The sequence below is a fragment of the Mesorhizobium sp. M1A.F.Ca.IN.020.03.2.1 genome (assembly GCF_004023205.1).
GTDB lineage: Bacteria > Pseudomonadota > Alphaproteobacteria > Rhizobiales > Rhizobiaceae > Mesorhizobium.
In genome coordinates this window covers 1-15707 of the sequence record NZ_RZSV01000134.1, presented here as the reverse complement: position 1 = coordinate 15707, position 15707 = coordinate 1, and the positions used below count along the sequence as shown (strand labels likewise).

The window sequence follows — 15707 nt, the reverse complement described above, 5'->3', positions numbered from 1 at the left end:
CTTGGGGCCGGCAAGCCCCAGCCTCAAGGCGGTGCGCGCGCTGATGGCGGATGCCGATCTGGTGATCGCCGCCGGCACCGAATTCGGCCCCACCGACTATGACGGCTACGGCGATGGCGGCTTCGTGCTGCCGCCGAGCCTCATCCGCATCGATATCGGCGCCGACCAGCTCGCGCGCCGTCCGGTGACGGTTGGCATCCACGGCGATTGTGCCGAGGCGCTTTCTGCCCTGCTGGCTGCACTCGGCGCCGCTCATGTCGCCGCGAAAGACGGCGAAGCCCGCGCTGCCGCAGGGCGAGAGGCCGCGCTGGCGGAGCTGCGGCCAGACTATCTGGCGCAACTGCGCGCGGTGGAGACGATCCGCGGCGCGCTGCCCGGCGCCATCATCGTCGGCGACTCGACGCAGCCGATCTACGCCGCCAATCTCTATTACGACCACGACCGTGCGGCTGGCTGGTTCAATGCCGCGACCGGTTTCGGCGCGCTGGGCTACGGTCCGCCGGCGGCGATCGGTGCCGCCCTTGCCGTGCCCGAAGCGCCGGTCGTGTGCCTCACCGGCGACGGCGGCTTCCAGTTCACCTTGCCGGAGCTCGGCGCGGCGCTCGACGCCGAGGCGCCGGTGATCTTCGTCGTCTGGAACAATCGCGGTTATCGCGAGATCGAGACCTCGATGCTTGATGTCGGCGTCGAGCCGGTCGGCGTGTCGCCGGCGCCGCCGGATTTCTGCAAGCTCGCCGAGGCCTACGGCATCGAAGCCGAGCGGCTGACAGGGGTCGGTGACCTGGCCGGTGCGCTGAAGCGCGCGCGAACTGCCGGCAAGCCGCGGGTTATAGAAATCACCGTCGATTGAGGCTCCTGGCGAGCGTCCCATCGGGCCGAGACGCGGCCCGCGTCACGTCACGCGGCTGCGTGTCGACGCATGCAAAGACGGGACGCCTGCCATGTCGATATTTCAATTGAGTGACGACGCGAAAGGCGCGACGTTCGAGGCTGGGGCGGCATAAGCATAAGAATACGACAGGAGCAGTCGAAATATGACGGAAACGCTTAACGGCAGGCATGTCGTGGTGACGGGCGGCACCGGGGCGCTCGGCGGCGCGGTTGTCGGCAGGTTGCTGGAGCAGGGCGCGATTTGCCACGTGCCCAATGCGCATGCCGCGGCTCCGCCGCATTTTCCCTACGCGGCTCACGCCAGCGTCCATCTGGCACACAATGTCGACCTGTCGGACTCCGCCAAGGTCGAGGCCTTCTACCATCAGGTTCCGGAGCTTTGGGCTTCGATCCATCTTGCCGGCGGTTTCACCATGGCGCCGGTCGAAAAGATCGAGACGGCATCCTTTGCCGAGATGATGGACACCAATGCGCGGACCACCTTCCTTTGCAGCCGCGCCGCGGTGCGCTCGATGCTGACGTCGGGCACCGCGGGGCGCATCGTCAACGTCAGCGCGCGCGCCGGGCTTGATCCCAGGCGCGGCGCCGGAATGGTCGCCTACGCCGCGAGCAAGGCGGCGGTCGCCGCGATGACGCAGGCGATGGCCGAGGAGCTGAAGCACAAGGGCATCCTGGTCAATGCGGTCGCGCCCTCGACGCTCGCCACGCCCGCCACCCGCGCCGACATGCCCGACGCCGATTTCACCAAATGGGTCAGCCTCGAGGCCGCCGCCGAGGCGATCGCCTATCTCGCCTCGCCCGCCAATCAGGCGATGAGCGGCACGCTGGTGCCGCTCTACGGGCGAGCCTGAGCTCACAGATCAAAGTGCAATGAAAAACCCCGCCGGATCGCTCCGGCGGGGTTTTTGCTTTCGGTAGAGGAAGGAGCTTAGTTGCCCTGCTTCTTCAGCGCCGCGCCCAGGATGTCTCCCAGCGAGGCGCCGGAGTCGGTCGAGCCGTACTGGGCGACCGCTTCCTTCTCCTCGGCGATTTCCAGCGCCTTGATCGAAACCTGCAGCTTGCGGGTCTTCTTGTCGAAGGCGATGACGCGGGCGTCGACCTTCTGGCCGACGGTGAAGCGCTCGGGGCGCTGCTCGTCGCGGTCACGGGAAAGGTCCGAACGCTTGATGAAGGTATCGAGGCCGCTGTCGACCAGCCGCACTTCCAGACCACCATCCTTCACCGCGGTGACCTCGCAGGTGACGACGGCGTTCTTGCGCAGCTCGCCGCTGCTCGCCGCCTCGCCGACCGTGTCGCGGGCCAGCTGCTTGATGCCGAGCGAGATGCGCTCCTTCTCGATGTCGACGTCGAGCACCTGCGCCTTGACCATGTCGCCGCGATTGTACTCTTCGATCACCTGCTCGCCCGGACGTGTCCAGTCGAGGTCGGAGAGGTGCACCATGCCGTCCACGTCGCCTTCCAGGCCGATGAACAGGCCGAACTCGGTCTTGTTCTTGACCTCGCCCTCGACCTGGCTGCCGACCGGATGGTTGCGCGCGAAGGCTTCCCACGGGTTCTCCAGCGTCTGCTTGAGACCGAGCGAGATGCGGCGCTTGGCCGGATCGACCTCGAGCACCACCACGTCGACTTCCTGCGTCGTCGACAGGATCTTGCCGGGATGCACGTTCTTCTTCGTCCACGACATTTCCGAAACGTGGATGAGGCCCTCGATGCCCGGCTCCAGCTCGACGAACGCGCCGTAGTCGGTGATGTTGGTGACGGTGCCCTTGATCTTCTTGCCGATCGGGAACTTGGTGCCGATATCCGACCACGGATCGCTCTCGAGCTGCTTCATGCCGAGCGAGATGCGATGGGTTTCCTGGTTGATGCGGATGATCTGCACCTTGACCGTCTGGCCGATGTTGAGGATCTCGGTCGGATGGTTGACGCGGCGCCATGCCATGTCGGTGACATGCAGCAGACCGTCGATGCCGCCGAGGTCGACGAACGCACCGTAGTCGGTGATGTTCTTGACCACGCCCTCGACAACCTGGCCCTCCTCGAGGTTCTGCACGATTTCCGAACGCTGTTCGGCGCGGCTCTCCTCGAGCACGGTGCGGCGCGACACCACGATGTTGCCGCGGCGGCGATCCATCTTGAGGATCTCGAAGGGCTGCGGGTTGTGCATCAGCGGCGAGACGTCGCGGATCGGACGGATGTCGACCTGGCTGCGCGGCAGGAACGCCACGGCGCCGTCGAGATCGACGGTGAAGCCGCCCTTGACCTGGTTGAAGATGACGCCTTCGACGCGCTCACCCTTGGTGAACTTCTCTTCGAGGCGCACCCAGCTCTCCTCGCGGCGGGCCTTCTCGCGCGACAGCATGGCCTCGCCAAGCGCGTTCTCGATGCGCTCGACATAGACCTCGACGGTGTCGCCGACCTTGAGGGAGGAATCCTTGCCCTTGGCGCCGAATTCCTTCAGCGGCACGCGGCCTTCGACCTTGAGGCCGACATCGATGATGGCCATGTCCTTTTCGATCGCGGTGATCGTGCCCCGGACAACCTGGCCCTCGCCGGAATGGCCGGCGGTGAATGATTCTTCGAGCATGCTCGCGAAATCATCGCGAGTGGGATTTGCAGCTGACATTGTTTCTCCTGGAATGCTTCGCACAACAAGCGAAGCGGGCGCCGTGGGTTAGCGTTGCGTGAGCCTGCCGGCGTTCCGGGCTGAAGAGCCCTCGGCCGCTTAAGCGGCAAGTCCGGCGCATAGAGAATGCTGGCAGGCTGGTTCGTGCCCGATATGGGTATTTTCATCGCCTCCGGCAACGGAAAACACGAGGAAAACCCGCATCGGACCTTGTTTCTCTTGGCCAGCAGTCTTTGATGGTTAGCCATGGCCGCCAGAAACGCGGTCTCTATAGACACTTCGCCGGTGTCAGGCAAGTGCGCGTCGCGGCGGTGCGCATGCTCCGCCCGAATGTTTTTGCGATTACGCGTTCGCGGTTGCAGTTCTTTTTGCCGACATGGATTGTCACGGGGAGCATCACCATGCAGTCAAGCGCCACTTTCAACATCTTCCTGCCGGTTGCCCTCGTCATCATCATGCTGGGGCTTGGCCTGTCGCTCAAGCTCCAGGACTTCTTGCAGGTGGTGCTGCGACCGAAGGCCCTCCTGGTGGCTTTTATCGTGCAGATACTGGTTCTTCCCGTCCTTTGCTTCGGCATCGTGTCGATTTCGGCTTTGCCGCCTGCGATGGCGGTCGGCATGATGCTGCTCGCGGCCAGTCCCGGCGCCCCGTCCGCGGTTCTCTTCACCCACCTTGCCAAGGGCGATACGGCGCTCAGCCTGACGCTGACGGCGATCAGCTCAATGGTGGCGCTGGTGTCGGTGCCATTGATCACCAATTTTTCGCTGCTGCATTTCTATGGCGCCGGGCACGTCATCCCGCTGCCGATCGAGAAATTCCTGCAGTTCTTTGCCGTTGTGCTTGTCCCGGTCTCGATCGGAGTTGCCGTCCGGCACCGCTACACGGCCTTGGCCGAGCGCCTGGAAGGGCCCGTCAAGCTACTGGCGACGCTTTTTCTTGCGGCGGTCGTTATTTTTGCCGTCGTCGATCAGCGGCAGGTCATCGTGACCTGGGGACCTGTTGTCGGCTTTGCCGCCTTTGCGTTCAACGTGGTGAGCATGGCGCTCGGCTACGCCGTTCCGTCGCTGCTGCGCCTGGAGAGGCGGCAGGCGGTCGCCATCACCATGGCAACGGCCATCCACAACGCCGCGTTCGTCATAGCCCTGGCGCTTAGCGAATATCTGCTCAACAATGCCGAAATGGCGATCCCGCCAGCGCTTTACGCCTTGATTGCCTATGTCACCGCGGCGGTTTTCGTAGCCGTCGTGAGCAGGTCAGGCAGACATGCGATCGAAGGCACGATCCGGTCGTGATAGCCAAGCTCAGGCGAGGTCTTTCGCACCCATGGCTCGGTCGACGATTGCCATGGCCGCCAGAAACGCGGCCTCGATTGCCATGTCGCTGGTGTCGAGCAAGTGCGCGTCCGCCGCCGGCTTGAGCGGGGAGTCGGCACGGCCCATATCGCGCTCGTCGCGGCGCTCGATGTCGGCGAGGATCGTGGCAAAATCGGCGCTGCCGCCCATGCTTTCGATCTCGGCCAGCCGGCGCCTTGCCCGCACTTCCGCGCTCGCTGTGACATAGAGCTTGATATCGGCGTCGGGACACACGACCGTGCCGATGTCGCGTCCGTCGAGCACCGCGCCTGGCGGCGCCTTGGCGAACTCGCGTTGCTTGTCGACCAGGATGCGCCGGACCGACGGAATGACGGCGACCTTTGAGGCGGCCTCGCCTACCGCATGCGCCGAAAGCACCGTACGGTCGAGGTTCGAAAGGTCGACCTGGCGTGCCGCGGTTTCCGCCGCCGAGACATTGTCGAGCGGCAGACCGAGCTCGAGCAGCTTATGGGCGACGGCGCGATAGGTGAGGCCGGTATCGAGCAGGTTCAGGCGGTAATGATCGGCGAGCCGGCGAGCGAGTGTGCCCTTGCCGGCGCCCGCGGGGCCGTCGATTGCGATGGTGAAGGGGGTGCTCATTGGCTCGCCTCGAACGATAGGCGCAATGAGCAAGATGAGCGCCGCGATCCTTCGCGCGCCCCTCTGTCCTGCCGGACATCTCCCCCGCTTGGGGGGAGATCAGCCGTCATCGCCGCTTGCGCCAATTGTCTATGTTGCAGGATTGAGCGGAGCGCCGGAGCCGCCAATCTCCCCCCTTGCGGGGGAGATGTCCCGCAGGACAAAGCGGGGTGCTGTTCCGCCTGCATCTCGGTTCGGCTCCAACCCATCGCCCGTCACTCGATCTCGGCGCCGAGCCCCTTCATCAGCCCCATGAATTCCGGAAAGCTCGTCGCGATCATGTTGGCGTCGTCGATGGTCACCGGCTTTTCCGTCGCCAGCCCCATCACCAGGAAACTCATGGCGATGCGGTGGTCGAGATGCGTCTTCACCGCCGTGTCCGGCCCGTTGGGATGAGCGCCCAGGCCCTTGCCGCCGGGCTTGCCGCGCACGGCAAGCGAGGCTTCGCCCTCGCTGCAGTCGACGCCGTTGAGCTTCAGCCCGTTGGCCACCGCCGACAACCGGTCGGATTCCTTGACGCGCAATTCCTCCAGACCCTGCATCAGCGTCTCGCCTTCGGCGAAAACAGCGGCAACCGCCAGCACCGGATATTCGTCGATCATCGACGGCGCCCGCTCCGGCGGCACCACGACACCTTTGAGGTCGGAGGAGCGCACGCGCAGGTCCGCCACGTCCTCGCCGCCGGCATTGCGGGGGTTGAGGATGTCGATGCGGCCGCCCATTTCCTGCAATGTCAGGAGCAACCCGGTGCGGGTCGGGTTCATCAGCACGTTCTCGATCACGATATCGGAACCCGGCACGATGAGCGCCGCCACCAGCGGGAAGCCGGCGGAGGAGGGGTCGCCGGGCACGGCGATGGTCTGCCCCGTGAGCTTGCCCTGGCCTTCGATGAAGATGTGGCGCACGCCGCGCTCGTCGGTCTCGACGGTCAGGTTGGCGCCGAAGCCTTTCAGCATCTTTTCGGTGTGATCGCGCGTCATCACCGGCTCGATCACGGTGGTGATGCCGGGCGTGTTGAGCCCGGCAAGCAGCACCGCCGACTTCACCTGTGCCGAGGCCATCGGCACGCGATAGGTTATCGGCGCGGCATGCTTGGGGCCGCGTAGCGTGATCGGCATGCGGTCGCCAGGCGCCGCCTTCAGCACCTGCACGCCCATCTGGCGCAGCGGCTCCAGCACCCGGCCCATCGGCCGGCCGGAGAGCGAGGCGTCGCCGATAAAGGTCGTCTCCATGTCATAGGTGCCAACCAGGCCCATGGTAAGCCGCGAGCCGGTGCCCGCATTGCCGAAATCGAGCGGGCCTTCCGGCTCGAGCAGCGCGCCGTTGCCGGTGCCGCGGATCACCCATTCGGCGCCCGTCTTTTCGATATGCGCGCCCATCGCCTTCATGGCCGCGCCCGTGCGCATCACGTCCTCGCCTTCCAGCAGGCCGGTGATGCGCGTCTCGCCGGAAGCCAGGCCGCCGAACATGAAGGAGCGGTGCGAGATCGACTTGTCGCCGGGCACCCGCGCCGTGCCGGCAAGGGCAGGGGATTTGCGGGCCGTAGCCGGCTTCGGGGCGGCAGCGTGAGACATTGTCTGTTCCAAATGCGGGCGCCGGCGGGCCGGCTCAATTCGTCGTGTTGCGGCGGTCTCGTATCACGGCACGCCGCAATGGTCATCCCCTCATGCGGGCCTTCGAATGCAAGGTTTTGCGATGCCGGCTTTTGGCTTTGACAGCGCGGAAAACTGCGGTTAAGGGGACCATTCTTTTTTTGACGAGGCTTGCTGTGGCAAAACCTGAACTTGGCACAAAACGTGTCGACCCCGAAACGGGGCGGAAATTCTACGATCTGAACAAGGACCCGATCGTCTCGCCCTACACCGGCAAGAGCTATCCGCGCTCCTATTTCGAGGAAGGCAAGATTTCCGCGATCGAGGACGATGAGGACGTCGCCGACAAGGAAGTCGACTCCGAGGAGGAAGAAGGCGCCGAAATCGTCTCGCTCGAAGATGCGGACGAGGAGACCAAGGGCGGCGGCGACGATCTGCCCGATCTCGGCGACGACGAGGATGATGTCGATCTCGGTGACGATGACGATGACACCTTCCTTGCCGACGAGGAGGAAGAGGACGACGACGTTTCCGATATGATCGGCGTCGGCGACGACGAGGACGAGGTCTGATTTCGGCCCCGGCGCGATTGTTTGCCGGCCATTTTGACCTGTGACGAAAAAGCGGCTTTTCAAGGCTTGATCTTGACCGAAGGCGGCGCTAGAAGCCGCCAGCACTAAACGACGGCGCGGTGCCCAACCGCGCCGGATCTCTTCGCCGGAAACGGCGCCGGCTGACTGCCGGGAGTGGGGCCATAGCTCAGTTGGGAGAGCGCTTGAATGGCATTCAAGAGGTCGTCGGTTCGATTCCGATTGGCTCCACCAAAAATTCTCTAACATCATCAGATAGTTAGGGGCTTAGGCCCCTAGCGCGATACCGCCGCAGGCCCTGGCGGGCACCCCCAGGGCATCACCAAGCGTGATTTCGGTTTAAACTGCCAACTCGGGGACGGGACAGCTCCGGCCCGTTGACCGCCGACGCATAAGGGCGCCTACTTCGTCCTCTCGAATCGGAAAGTGCCCGCAGCATCAATGCCCCAGACGCTTAATTTGTATTTGGATGACTCTGGAACGAAGCACCCAACCCGTGACCCTGGCAAGAAACCTGAACATGGTTACGACTGGTTTGCCTTAGGAGGCATCCTGACCCGCAGCGACGAAGAAAACGCAGCAAGGAAGATTCATCAGGATTTTTGTGAAAGATGGCCCATAACCGCCCCACTGCACTCCTCTGAAATCCGGTCACAAAATGAAGGCTTTGGATGGATACGCGGACTGTCTGCGGGAGATAGGGGGCGTTTCTACGAGGAGCTTTATGTGATGATGCGCGATGCGCCAGTCATCGGCATCGCCTGCACGATTGATCGCCCCGGTTACAACGCTCGCTATCTGGAAATGTATCAGAAGCAGCCTTGGCTACTATGTCGAACCGCGTTCAGCGTTGTCGTTGAGCGTGCAGCCAAGTTCGCTCGCAGCAAAGAATTACGCCTGAGGGTTTTTGCTGAGCGGTGTAATAAGACGGAGGACCGGCTGCTGAAGTCATACTATGATGCTTTGAGAGCGGAGGGTCAGCCCTTCGCCAAGGACAACTCAGGCAAATATGCACCCCTTACCGCCGCAGAGTTTGCCGAAACGCTCTATGAATTTCAGACGAAGGCGAAAACCTCACCCATGGCCCAATTGGCTGACCTCTTTCTGTGGCCAATCTGCATGGGTGGCTATCACGCATCCAATCGACCCTACAGGCGACTGATTGAGGATGGCAAGCTGATAGAATGCCACCTCAAGCCAGAGGATTGGCACATGCTCGCGTCGAAATACAGTTGCTTCGAGAAGGTCGAACGAAGGGCTTAGATACTCAAAAAGCCCCAGCGTTTCCGCAGAGGCTTTTGGGCGACCGCAAAGGCGATCTCGTGGGCCAGGCCCGTCTGTATAACTAAACTGCTTCGGTTTGGTTCACAATAGAGAGGTCGAAAAATGGTTGATGAATTTCGACCCTCCTGACGAAAGCGTCCCATCTTGGGGAGTTCATCAGCCATCCCGTCATGCGCCCTGGCGTCAGCCTCAATTATCGAGTGCCGCTTTTCGCCTATGGCTTTGAAGCCACTGTTTCGCCGCTGTAACATCAGCGATGGCGCTCCGTTATTTCCCGATAAGAAACGGCGTGGCTCACTCGGTCACGTCGAATACCACAGGGCCGGCCAACTGGGCCAAAAGCTGCGCTATTCGCAGCGGATTCAACCGTAATGGAACTTCGGCTTTGGCTCGGTACCCTCGAATTCAACGCCTACGCGGTCATTCTTGCGCCATCGAACAACAGTCCTTTAGGCGATCCCATCAACTGGCACGTAAAGCAGAAAGCGCTCTGGAATCTGAATGTCTGGTGGCACCCTCAGTTCGGCTCCCTTGGAGTGCTGATTGCGTAGAGAGCAGCTGATTTCCGAGTTTTGGAACCCCGTGATGATGGTTCCGCCCTTCAACACGCGCGGGCGATGTTCTCGACGGGGACCGTCTGGAGGCGGGGATTCCATAGGCCTATAACGTGAACGGTCTTCCAGCGCTCCGTCCAGTCACAAATATCGAGTGGCAAACAAAAGGCCGGGAAGCCGAAGCCCGTCGGGCCAAGAGAACCCCAACTTGGAGAGTTCAGGTGTGTGGCGTCATTGTATCCCGGAAAGCCGGTTGAACGCCACAAACGCGGGGTTGCCTGTCAGCGAACGACCACCGTAACGAAGCGCGCTTGGTGGTCCATCAGCACTTGGAATTCGGTGCCGTGGATGGCCTGCATCTTCTCGGCGAGCAGGCGGGCAAGCACTTCGATTTCATCGCCTTTCGCCTTTGCCTCGGCGATGGTCTTCTTGAACACATCATTCGCCATAGGCCGGTACCTCCGCTATATCGCCAGCGTCCGCCTCGCGGTCGCTGCGAGCGCCGGCTGCCCACTTAACCTGACAAACACGGTTTAGAGCGCCAGGGCTGGGCTCTGCCGTGCCGTCGTCCTCATCGTCGCAATCGTCGGCTTCAAGGTCGAGTGTGTCCCCCGGTCCATAGCCCGTGCACCAGCCCAGCGACGGCTCATCGTCCGCGCCGTCTTCGAGGTCGCAATCGGCCTCCATCAGGTCGAGCAGCGAAATCAGCCTCTCGATTTCGTCCTCTATGGCGCGCCTGGCGAGGCTATCGATAGGAGTGATCGCATTCATCTCTGCACCGCCTTGCGGGTTGCCTGCCGGGACGCAACAGCCTTTTGCGCAGCCTCGATACGGTCGGCCAGCGCTGCTTGGTCGCGGGCAATTGCGAGCGCAGTCTCAGGGGCGCCGCCCTGGCGCCGCAGCCACTCCTGTTTCCAGCGAAGATGACGAACGCATTCGGCGGGAATGAATATCTGGCGAAGACCGGCCATCCGCCATGCACTGAAAGCCCTTCGCGTGATGTCCCTGGCTTCCTGCGCCTCGGGAGAATCCTTTCCGTGTCCCCGGCAAAGCATGATCCGGCGATAGTCCGCGAACATGTAGGCGTGGTGCGCCAGTTGGATCTGCATCTGCCCTGTCCACCAGTCGGCGGGTGGCTTGATCCAGTCGATGATCGCCGTGAACTCGTCGGTTACCACCGGCACTGGCTTAGGACGGAATGGGATGACTTCGCCCATGTCACGCCTCCTCGCACAGTGACGTGAGACACGCGGCAAGGTCGCCGCCGTCGATCTCAAGACCAAGGAGATTGTAAACGCGGAGCAGGCACGTGGCCTTCGCCCTGACTTCCTGCAAATTCTGGCAGGGATGCACTAGGACAGCGTAGAAAGCAGTCCGCACCCTTTCGAATGCTTCATCGGTGAGGCGGGATGCTTCGGTGTGTCCACTGGCAACGATGACAGCCTCTTGTTCGCGCAGCGCGGCCAGGCCTTCGGTACCCTGAGCTTCTAGGGTCCGCTTCCACCGGTGATAGGCCCGTTTGTTCATGCCGCCCTGAGCGTAGCTCGCTTCGATCCCAGCATGTTTGCGAGCTATCTCAGCCTCAAGGCTTGTGGAGGTGCGGAACAGTGTTGGCCTATGAGACCAGATCGACGAGCCGCCGCCCGGTGCCGTCCATTTCGGGAACAGCTTTTCTCCGAGCGCTTCGGCAATAGAGGACTCGCGAGCGTCACACACGCGGTACTCGTTCTCTGCCGCGTAGCAAGCCGACAGCGCGTCATGCAGGCTGGTCGGGGGCGGCGGCGGAGAGGCGAGCGTTACGGTCGTGGCAGCCGCGACAACGCCGCCCGACAACATTGCAAGGGCAGTGCGGCGATTGATTTCGGACAAGCCTTCGGCGGCTGCCGGAATGTTATTCGGCATTTCAAACTCCTGTTGTCGGTTGGGTGGCCCTTAGGCCCAGGCGTCAGATGATCTCGCGAAGCGCATCCCACGCGCTTCCATTTCAGCCTCACAGTTGCTGATGGTCTTGACGTGTTCGAGGTAAAGCGACAACTCCCAAGGGAGCCGCTTGCGGCACTGCTCGACAAAAGCCGGGCGATGCAGGCGAATGACAGGGGTTAGCATTTCATCCGCCTCGGTAATCACCTTGAGGCTCTGCCGGACGAACCGGATGGCCTCGCCCACTTCCTGACTGGAAATGCGCCATACTTCCCCGATGCGCTCGTCGTATGCGTTGGCGGCAGGGGTCAGATCGAGGGAGATCAGAGCTGTCATTTGGGTTGATTCGGTGCTAACGATTACCGTTGTATATAACGATAATCGTTGCGTCTGGCAAAGTCAAACGAATTTCGTTATGGTGCCGTAAATTCGTTAGGAGTGGGATTTTATGACACCAGAGCAGTGCCGAGCCGCTCGCGGCCTTGCCAATATCTCTCAGGAAGACTTGGCAAAGGCCGCAAGGGTGGGCCTATCCACCGTTAGAAATTTCGAGGCCGGCCGTTCGGTGCCCGTTCAGAATAACCTAGCCGCAATGACCAGCGCGCTTGAGGACATTGGAGTGGTGTTCATCCCCGAGAACGGCGGCGGCGCTGGGGTCAGGTTGGCGAAGCCACGGGACTGACCGTCCAATCAATCGCCAACCGATTTCAGACGCTCGTGCCACTCCAGATCGGTGAGCACTTCCGCTTCTACAGTGATGTTTTCCGCAAAGTCCCCAGCGTGCTCAGCCAGGAGTTTCCTCGCGGCGACCACAGCGGCTTGCTTGCCGGAACATTCCTCATGGTATCGACCGACGTTCGTTCCAACGCGGTTATCGTCCCACATAATGACGTCAACCACCGCGTACCAGACACCTTTACCAACCCTGCGGCGCCGCACAATCTCCAAGCGTTCGTCCGCCATCTGCGCGATTGCCTGATACAAATGGCGGTGCTCAGGGAAAGCCTCTCCACGGGTTCGAGCCTCATAGGCGAAACCCTTCAGACTTGGCTCCTTCAGCTCATCAATAGCGTGCGCAATCTTCCAAAGATCTCCGGTTGCCTCATCGAGGGCAAGCCGCGCATCGAATGTGAGAGGGGGTCGCTTCGCAGAGACACCCTGAACTGATTTCAGCCTATCCGAGCTCGACTTTGGCCAGATGTCAGCCGCGATCCGATCAAGCTCATTTTTCCCCACCGTCCAGCGGTGTTCCTCCTCTGCCCTCTTCTTGGTGAGCTTCGAGTGAAGCGACACCACGGTTCCATTTGCTTCCGATGGGCTATAGGCCGCGTTGAGGATGTCGCCGGCAGAGCGCGTCAGGCCCCTTCGAATATCTCCAGTCGCGTCGAAGACGAAATAGGCGCCCTGTGCGCTCAGGATGCGCTGTGGTTTGGCGCCCTCCATCTCTAGCATGATTGACGCGACCTTCTGGCGGGTTCCGGCGTACTGAGGCAAGGCGTCCTTTCCGAAGATCAAACCCTCTACCAGCCTCTTCGATAATCGCAGGGGCTCGCCATCGTCGGGGAAAAGATAGTGGCGACTGGACATTTAATGTGGGCCCATCTGAGTCATTGATGCCACCGAAACCGATGTTCCATACAACCGCAAGATCGGCCCATGGGGCCGTCTCCGCTGAGCTTAGGGCCCGACTTTGTGCTGGGCAAATAGACCCTGAGTTTCATAAATTGATCTCCGGATCGCCCTTTATCTTCCGGCGTTTTCGAGGTTCGGCTTTCTTTCGGCCGGTTGCATCTGCAGCGGCACGGCGCTGAGCCCGTTCAGCCTCCGCTGTTCGTCTCCTGGCTTCCTCTCGGATACTCTGCACATCATTGACGCCACTCATCATTTCTGACCGGCCGCGCTGTTCCTGTGTGTTTTGGCCAGCCAGTCGAGAGGCAGCAATCTGAAGAGCGCCACGCACGATTGTCTCGCGCGCGTGTTCACGCTCCCACCGCTCGCCATACTGTTCCCCGTCAGCCCCCGCTGGTTGTATCGATAAAATCCGGTCAATCTCCCAGCTGTCGGGCAAGCAGCCGATTGTTTCGCGGTACTGCTGAAACGCCTTGATCACGGCGACGCACTGACCGACGATTTCGTAGGATTTTCCAGCACCGCGCACGACACGAATAATGTTCGAGGCTAGATCTCTGAGGGGCCACTCGATCTCTCCCTTCGCCCATTTTCGGTCGAGTTCGGTCTGGCTATTCTCCACGGCCAGCCGCAGGTGAGGCTTCGGGTCGTCGGCCTTTGTCATCGATTGCGCCCTCCAACTTCCGCCTTTGAAGCATATCACTGCCATGGCCATGTTCGTAAATGGCTTCCGTCGATGAAGGCCACATGGGTTGCGGATACAGTTGATTTTCAAACGATTTTAACGGATCAACGTTAAACGCGTGGTGGATACCCAACTGACAGCTGTTACGCGCCAAACTGCGTATTATAGGAGCCCAAAATGGCCGAACAAAACGAGGCCCACAAGATCGACCTAGTCGGCCTTACCGCAGACATAGTGTCGGCCTACGTGGCCAAAAACGCCCTCCCCGTCTCAGGGCTGCCCGACCTCATCGCTTCTATCCATACCTCGCTGTCTGGCATTGGCCAGGGTACCGCCGCCCGACCCGAACAGGAGCCTGCGGTCAATCCGAAGCGTTCCGTATCTCCCGATCACATCGTCTGTCTCGAGGACGGCAAGAAGTTCAAGTCGCTGAAGCGCCATCTTGCGCTCCACGGACTGACGCCCGACGAATACCGGGCCAAATGGGGATTGAAGCCCGATTATCCCATGGTCGCGCCGAACTACGCGGCTCAACGCTCTGAATTGGCGAAGGCCAGCGGGTTGGGGCGGAAGCCTGCCGCCAAGCCGGCAAAGGGCAATGGCAAAAAACTTTCGACACGGTGACTGCGGAGCCTTGCCCGTTTTGCACAAGCGCTTTGAATGGAAGACCTTTGCGAGAAGATGGACGCCGTTGCGCCGAAGCCGGGCAGGCGCGGGCCCTATAAGAAGCAGGCCGCCCAATGAACATTCTTATTCCGCTACTATCCCTTAGCGGTCCAATTTACTTCGCCGCCCGTGGCTTCTCGCTTGAATACGTCCTGGCATGGGCCGCTGTTTGGACCGGACTTCGTTTTCTCTCAGTTTTGAAGCTGGCGCACGCTGTGCTCGATGAGGGCATTGAGGAGCCGCCTTCGTGGCATGACCGATACCCGTCAGTTGTTCTCGCCATATCTTTTGTCGCTACGTTGGCGATTTTCGAGGCGGGGCATTTGGCCGTCTATTGGACGGTCTGCAGATTGATCCAAATTTCAAACTGAGACACTACCGCCCGATCAGGCGGCGATCCCGAGAAGCTGCGCGCCTTTGAAGCGGCCGGCGTTCGAGTTCATTCAGGAGAACGGCGGCGGCGCGGGCGTGAGGCTGAGGAAGCTTTGACTGTGTTACTGTCCAGGTTAGACTGGATAATAGGGCTCACGCTCCTCGTCCTCGTCTTTCTCCCACCGCTCGTGCCGCGCGACAAACTCTACCGCTTTGAAGTACTGCTCTGCGCAGTCGGGTGCGGCCTTGCAATCCTTTGGCTCGCAATAAAAGCCCCTTGAAGCGGCGGATTTGCTGAAATCCTCCGGCCGTCATGTTGGCGATGCAACTCGGGTTCGGCCTTTTGGCTGGATTTCATTTTATTAGCAGATGCGCTCAAATAGAGAGGTTTGTCAGACAAAAGAGATTTCGCATGTCACTAGTGGACCTCACCGCCGACATCGTCTCCGCTTATGTTAGCAATAATCTCGTCTCGGTAACCGACTTGGCGGATTTGATCGCGTCGGTGTATTACTCGCTCACTGGCGCAGCCCTGCTGCCAAAGCAGGAGCCTGCCGTCGACCCGGAGCGCTCGGTCTTTCCCGATCACATCATCTGCCTGGAGGACGGCAAGGAGTTCAAGTCGCTCAAGCGGCACCTGATGACCGATCACGGTCTTACACCAAAGCAGTATCGCGCGAAATGGAACCTGCCGGCAGAGTATCCGATGGTGGCGCCGAACTATGCGGAGCGGCGATCGGCGTTGGCGAAGGGGTTTGGCTTTCAGCGGAAGGCTGCAGCTAAGCCGGCGAAGAAGGCAACCAAGCAGAGCTTGAGGTGAAGGCCCTCTGCGTGGCGGGTGCAAGAGCCCGCCGCCTTGAGGGATGGCGAGCGGGCTCCGGGGTGGACCCTACGGCGTTGCCTCTTC

General features: G+C 61.3%; 19 protein-coding genes, 1 tRNA gene and 1 pseudogene. 10 read left to right on the top strand and 11 right to left on the bottom strand.

All coding sequences use genetic code 11. From position 1 onward, the window contains the following. The coding region (locus EOA79_RS20335; RefSeq protein ID WP_245489902.1) for a thiamine pyrophosphate-dependent enzyme at positions 1-850 on the top strand (850 nt) is incomplete at its 5' end. 184 nt (positions 851-1034) lie between these two features. Beyond that, positions 1035-1742: an SDR family NAD(P)-dependent oxidoreductase gene (locus EOA79_RS20330; RefSeq protein WP_128293220.1), complete on the top strand. Its 708-nt coding sequence runs from the start codon at positions 1035-1037 to the stop codon at positions 1740-1742. Positions 1743-1819: 77 nt separating this feature from the next. Here EOA79_RS20330 and rpsA read toward each other — a convergent pair whose 3' ends face one another. After that, positions 1820-3517 (bottom strand): 30S ribosomal protein S1, encoded by a 1698-nt coding sequence (rpsA, locus tag EOA79_RS20325; RefSeq protein WP_067003396.1) that lies wholly within the window; start codon positions 3515-3517, stop codon positions 1820-1822. Positions 3518-3918: 401 nt separating this feature from the next. Here rpsA and EOA79_RS20320 point away from each other — a divergent pair, with 401 nt between their 5' ends. Then, positions 3919-4809, top strand: coding sequence for a bile acid:sodium symporter family protein (locus EOA79_RS20320; protein ID WP_127335820.1), 891 nt, complete (start codon positions 3919-3921; stop codon positions 4807-4809). A gap of 9 nt (positions 4810-4818) precedes the next feature. Here EOA79_RS20320 and cmk read toward each other — a convergent pair whose 3' ends face one another. Then, positions 4819-5469 (bottom strand): (d)CMP kinase, encoded by a 651-nt coding sequence (gene cmk / locus EOA79_RS20315; RefSeq protein WP_095824344.1) that lies wholly within the window; start codon positions 5467-5469, stop codon positions 4819-4821. 254 nt (positions 5470-5723) lie between these two features. Continuing rightward, positions 5724-7082, bottom strand: coding sequence for a 3-phosphoshikimate 1-carboxyvinyltransferase (gene aroA, locus EOA79_RS20305; protein WP_067003404.1), 1359 nt, complete (start codon positions 7080-7082; stop codon positions 5724-5726). A 194-nt stretch (positions 7083-7276) separates the two neighbouring features. On the opposite strand from aroA, the gene EOA79_RS20300 reads away from it, so the two are divergent. The 3 genes from EOA79_RS20300 (at position 7277) to EOA79_RS20290 (ending at position 8953) form a co-directional block, all read left to right on the top strand. After that, positions 7277-7672, top strand: a complete 396-nt coding sequence (locus tag EOA79_RS20300) for a TIGR02300 family protein (RefSeq protein WP_067003406.1) — start codon at positions 7277-7279, stop codon at positions 7670-7672. Positions 7673-7848: 176 nt separating this feature from the next. Continuing rightward, a tRNA-Ala gene (locus EOA79_RS20295) sits at positions 7849-7924 on the top strand. 207 nt (positions 7925-8131) lie between these two features. Then, on the top strand, positions 8132-8953 hold the full coding sequence (locus EOA79_RS20290; protein ID WP_128293218.1) for a DUF3800 domain-containing protein: 822 nt from the start codon (positions 8132-8134) through the stop codon (positions 8951-8953). Between the two features lie 383 nt (positions 8954-9336). Here the strand turns inward: EOA79_RS20290 and EOA79_RS33680 are convergent. From EOA79_RS33680 to EOA79_RS20265, 6 genes and pseudogenes are all read right to left on the bottom strand, one after another. Next, positions 9337-9630, bottom strand: a pseudogene (locus tag EOA79_RS33680) (PilZ domain-containing protein). Positions 9631-9809: 179 nt separating this feature from the next. Further along, complete coding sequence (locus EOA79_RS32890) at positions 9810-9977, bottom strand: hypothetical protein (RefSeq protein WP_164893900.1); 168 nt, start codon at positions 9975-9977, stop codon at positions 9810-9812. Then, a complete protein-coding gene (locus tag EOA79_RS20280) occupies positions 9967-10299 on the bottom strand; it encodes a hypothetical protein (RefSeq protein WP_128293217.1) in 333 nt (110 codons plus the stop codon). The genes EOA79_RS32890 and EOA79_RS20280 overlap by 11 nt, the downstream gene beginning before the upstream one ends. Further along, complete coding sequence (locus EOA79_RS20275) at positions 10296-10745, bottom strand: hypothetical protein (RefSeq protein WP_128293215.1); 450 nt, start codon at positions 10743-10745, stop codon at positions 10296-10298. The genes EOA79_RS20280 and EOA79_RS20275 overlap by 4 nt, the downstream gene beginning before the upstream one ends. A gap of 1 nt (position 10746) precedes the next feature. Further along, the gene (locus EOA79_RS20270) at positions 10747-11430 is read right to left on the bottom strand and encodes a hypothetical protein (RefSeq protein ID WP_128293214.1); all 684 of its coding nucleotides are present in this window, start codon (positions 11428-11430) and stop codon (positions 10747-10749) included. Between the two features lie 30 nt (positions 11431-11460). Then, a complete protein-coding gene (locus EOA79_RS20265) occupies positions 11461-11784 on the bottom strand; it encodes a hypothetical protein (protein ID WP_128293212.1) in 324 nt (107 codons plus the stop codon). 112 nt (positions 11785-11896) lie between these two features. Between EOA79_RS20265 and EOA79_RS20260 the strand changes: the two genes are divergently transcribed. After that, positions 11897-12130, top strand: coding sequence for a helix-turn-helix transcriptional regulator (locus EOA79_RS20260; RefSeq protein ID WP_128293211.1), 234 nt, complete (start codon positions 11897-11899; stop codon positions 12128-12130). Positions 12131-12138: 8 nt separating this feature from the next. Here the strand turns inward: EOA79_RS20260 and EOA79_RS20255 are convergent, their stop codons facing one another. Then, positions 12139-13035, bottom strand: a complete 897-nt coding sequence (locus EOA79_RS20255; protein ID WP_128293209.1) for a hypothetical protein — start codon at positions 13033-13035, stop codon at positions 12139-12141. 130 nt (positions 13036-13165) lie between these two features. Further along, a complete protein-coding gene (locus EOA79_RS20250) occupies positions 13166-13741 on the bottom strand; it encodes a hypothetical protein (protein ID WP_128293207.1) in 576 nt (191 codons plus the stop codon). 198 nt (positions 13742-13939) lie between these two features. On the opposite strand from EOA79_RS20250, the gene EOA79_RS20245 reads away from it, so the two are divergent. The 3 genes from EOA79_RS20245 (at position 13940) to EOA79_RS20235 (ending at position 15620) form a co-directional block, all read left to right on the top strand. After that, positions 13940-14386 (top strand): MucR family transcriptional regulator, encoded by a 447-nt coding sequence (locus EOA79_RS20245; RefSeq protein WP_128293206.1) that lies wholly within the window; start codon positions 13940-13942, stop codon positions 14384-14386. A 116-nt stretch (positions 14387-14502) separates the two neighbouring features. Next, on the top strand, positions 14503-14799 hold the full coding sequence (locus EOA79_RS20240) for a hypothetical protein (RefSeq protein ID WP_128293204.1): 297 nt from the start codon (positions 14503-14505) through the stop codon (positions 14797-14799). A 413-nt stretch (positions 14800-15212) separates the two neighbouring features. Further along, positions 15213-15620, top strand: a complete 408-nt coding sequence (locus EOA79_RS20235; protein ID WP_128293221.1) for a MucR family transcriptional regulator — start codon at positions 15213-15215, stop codon at positions 15618-15620. Positions 15621-15707 lie beyond the last annotated feature (87 nt).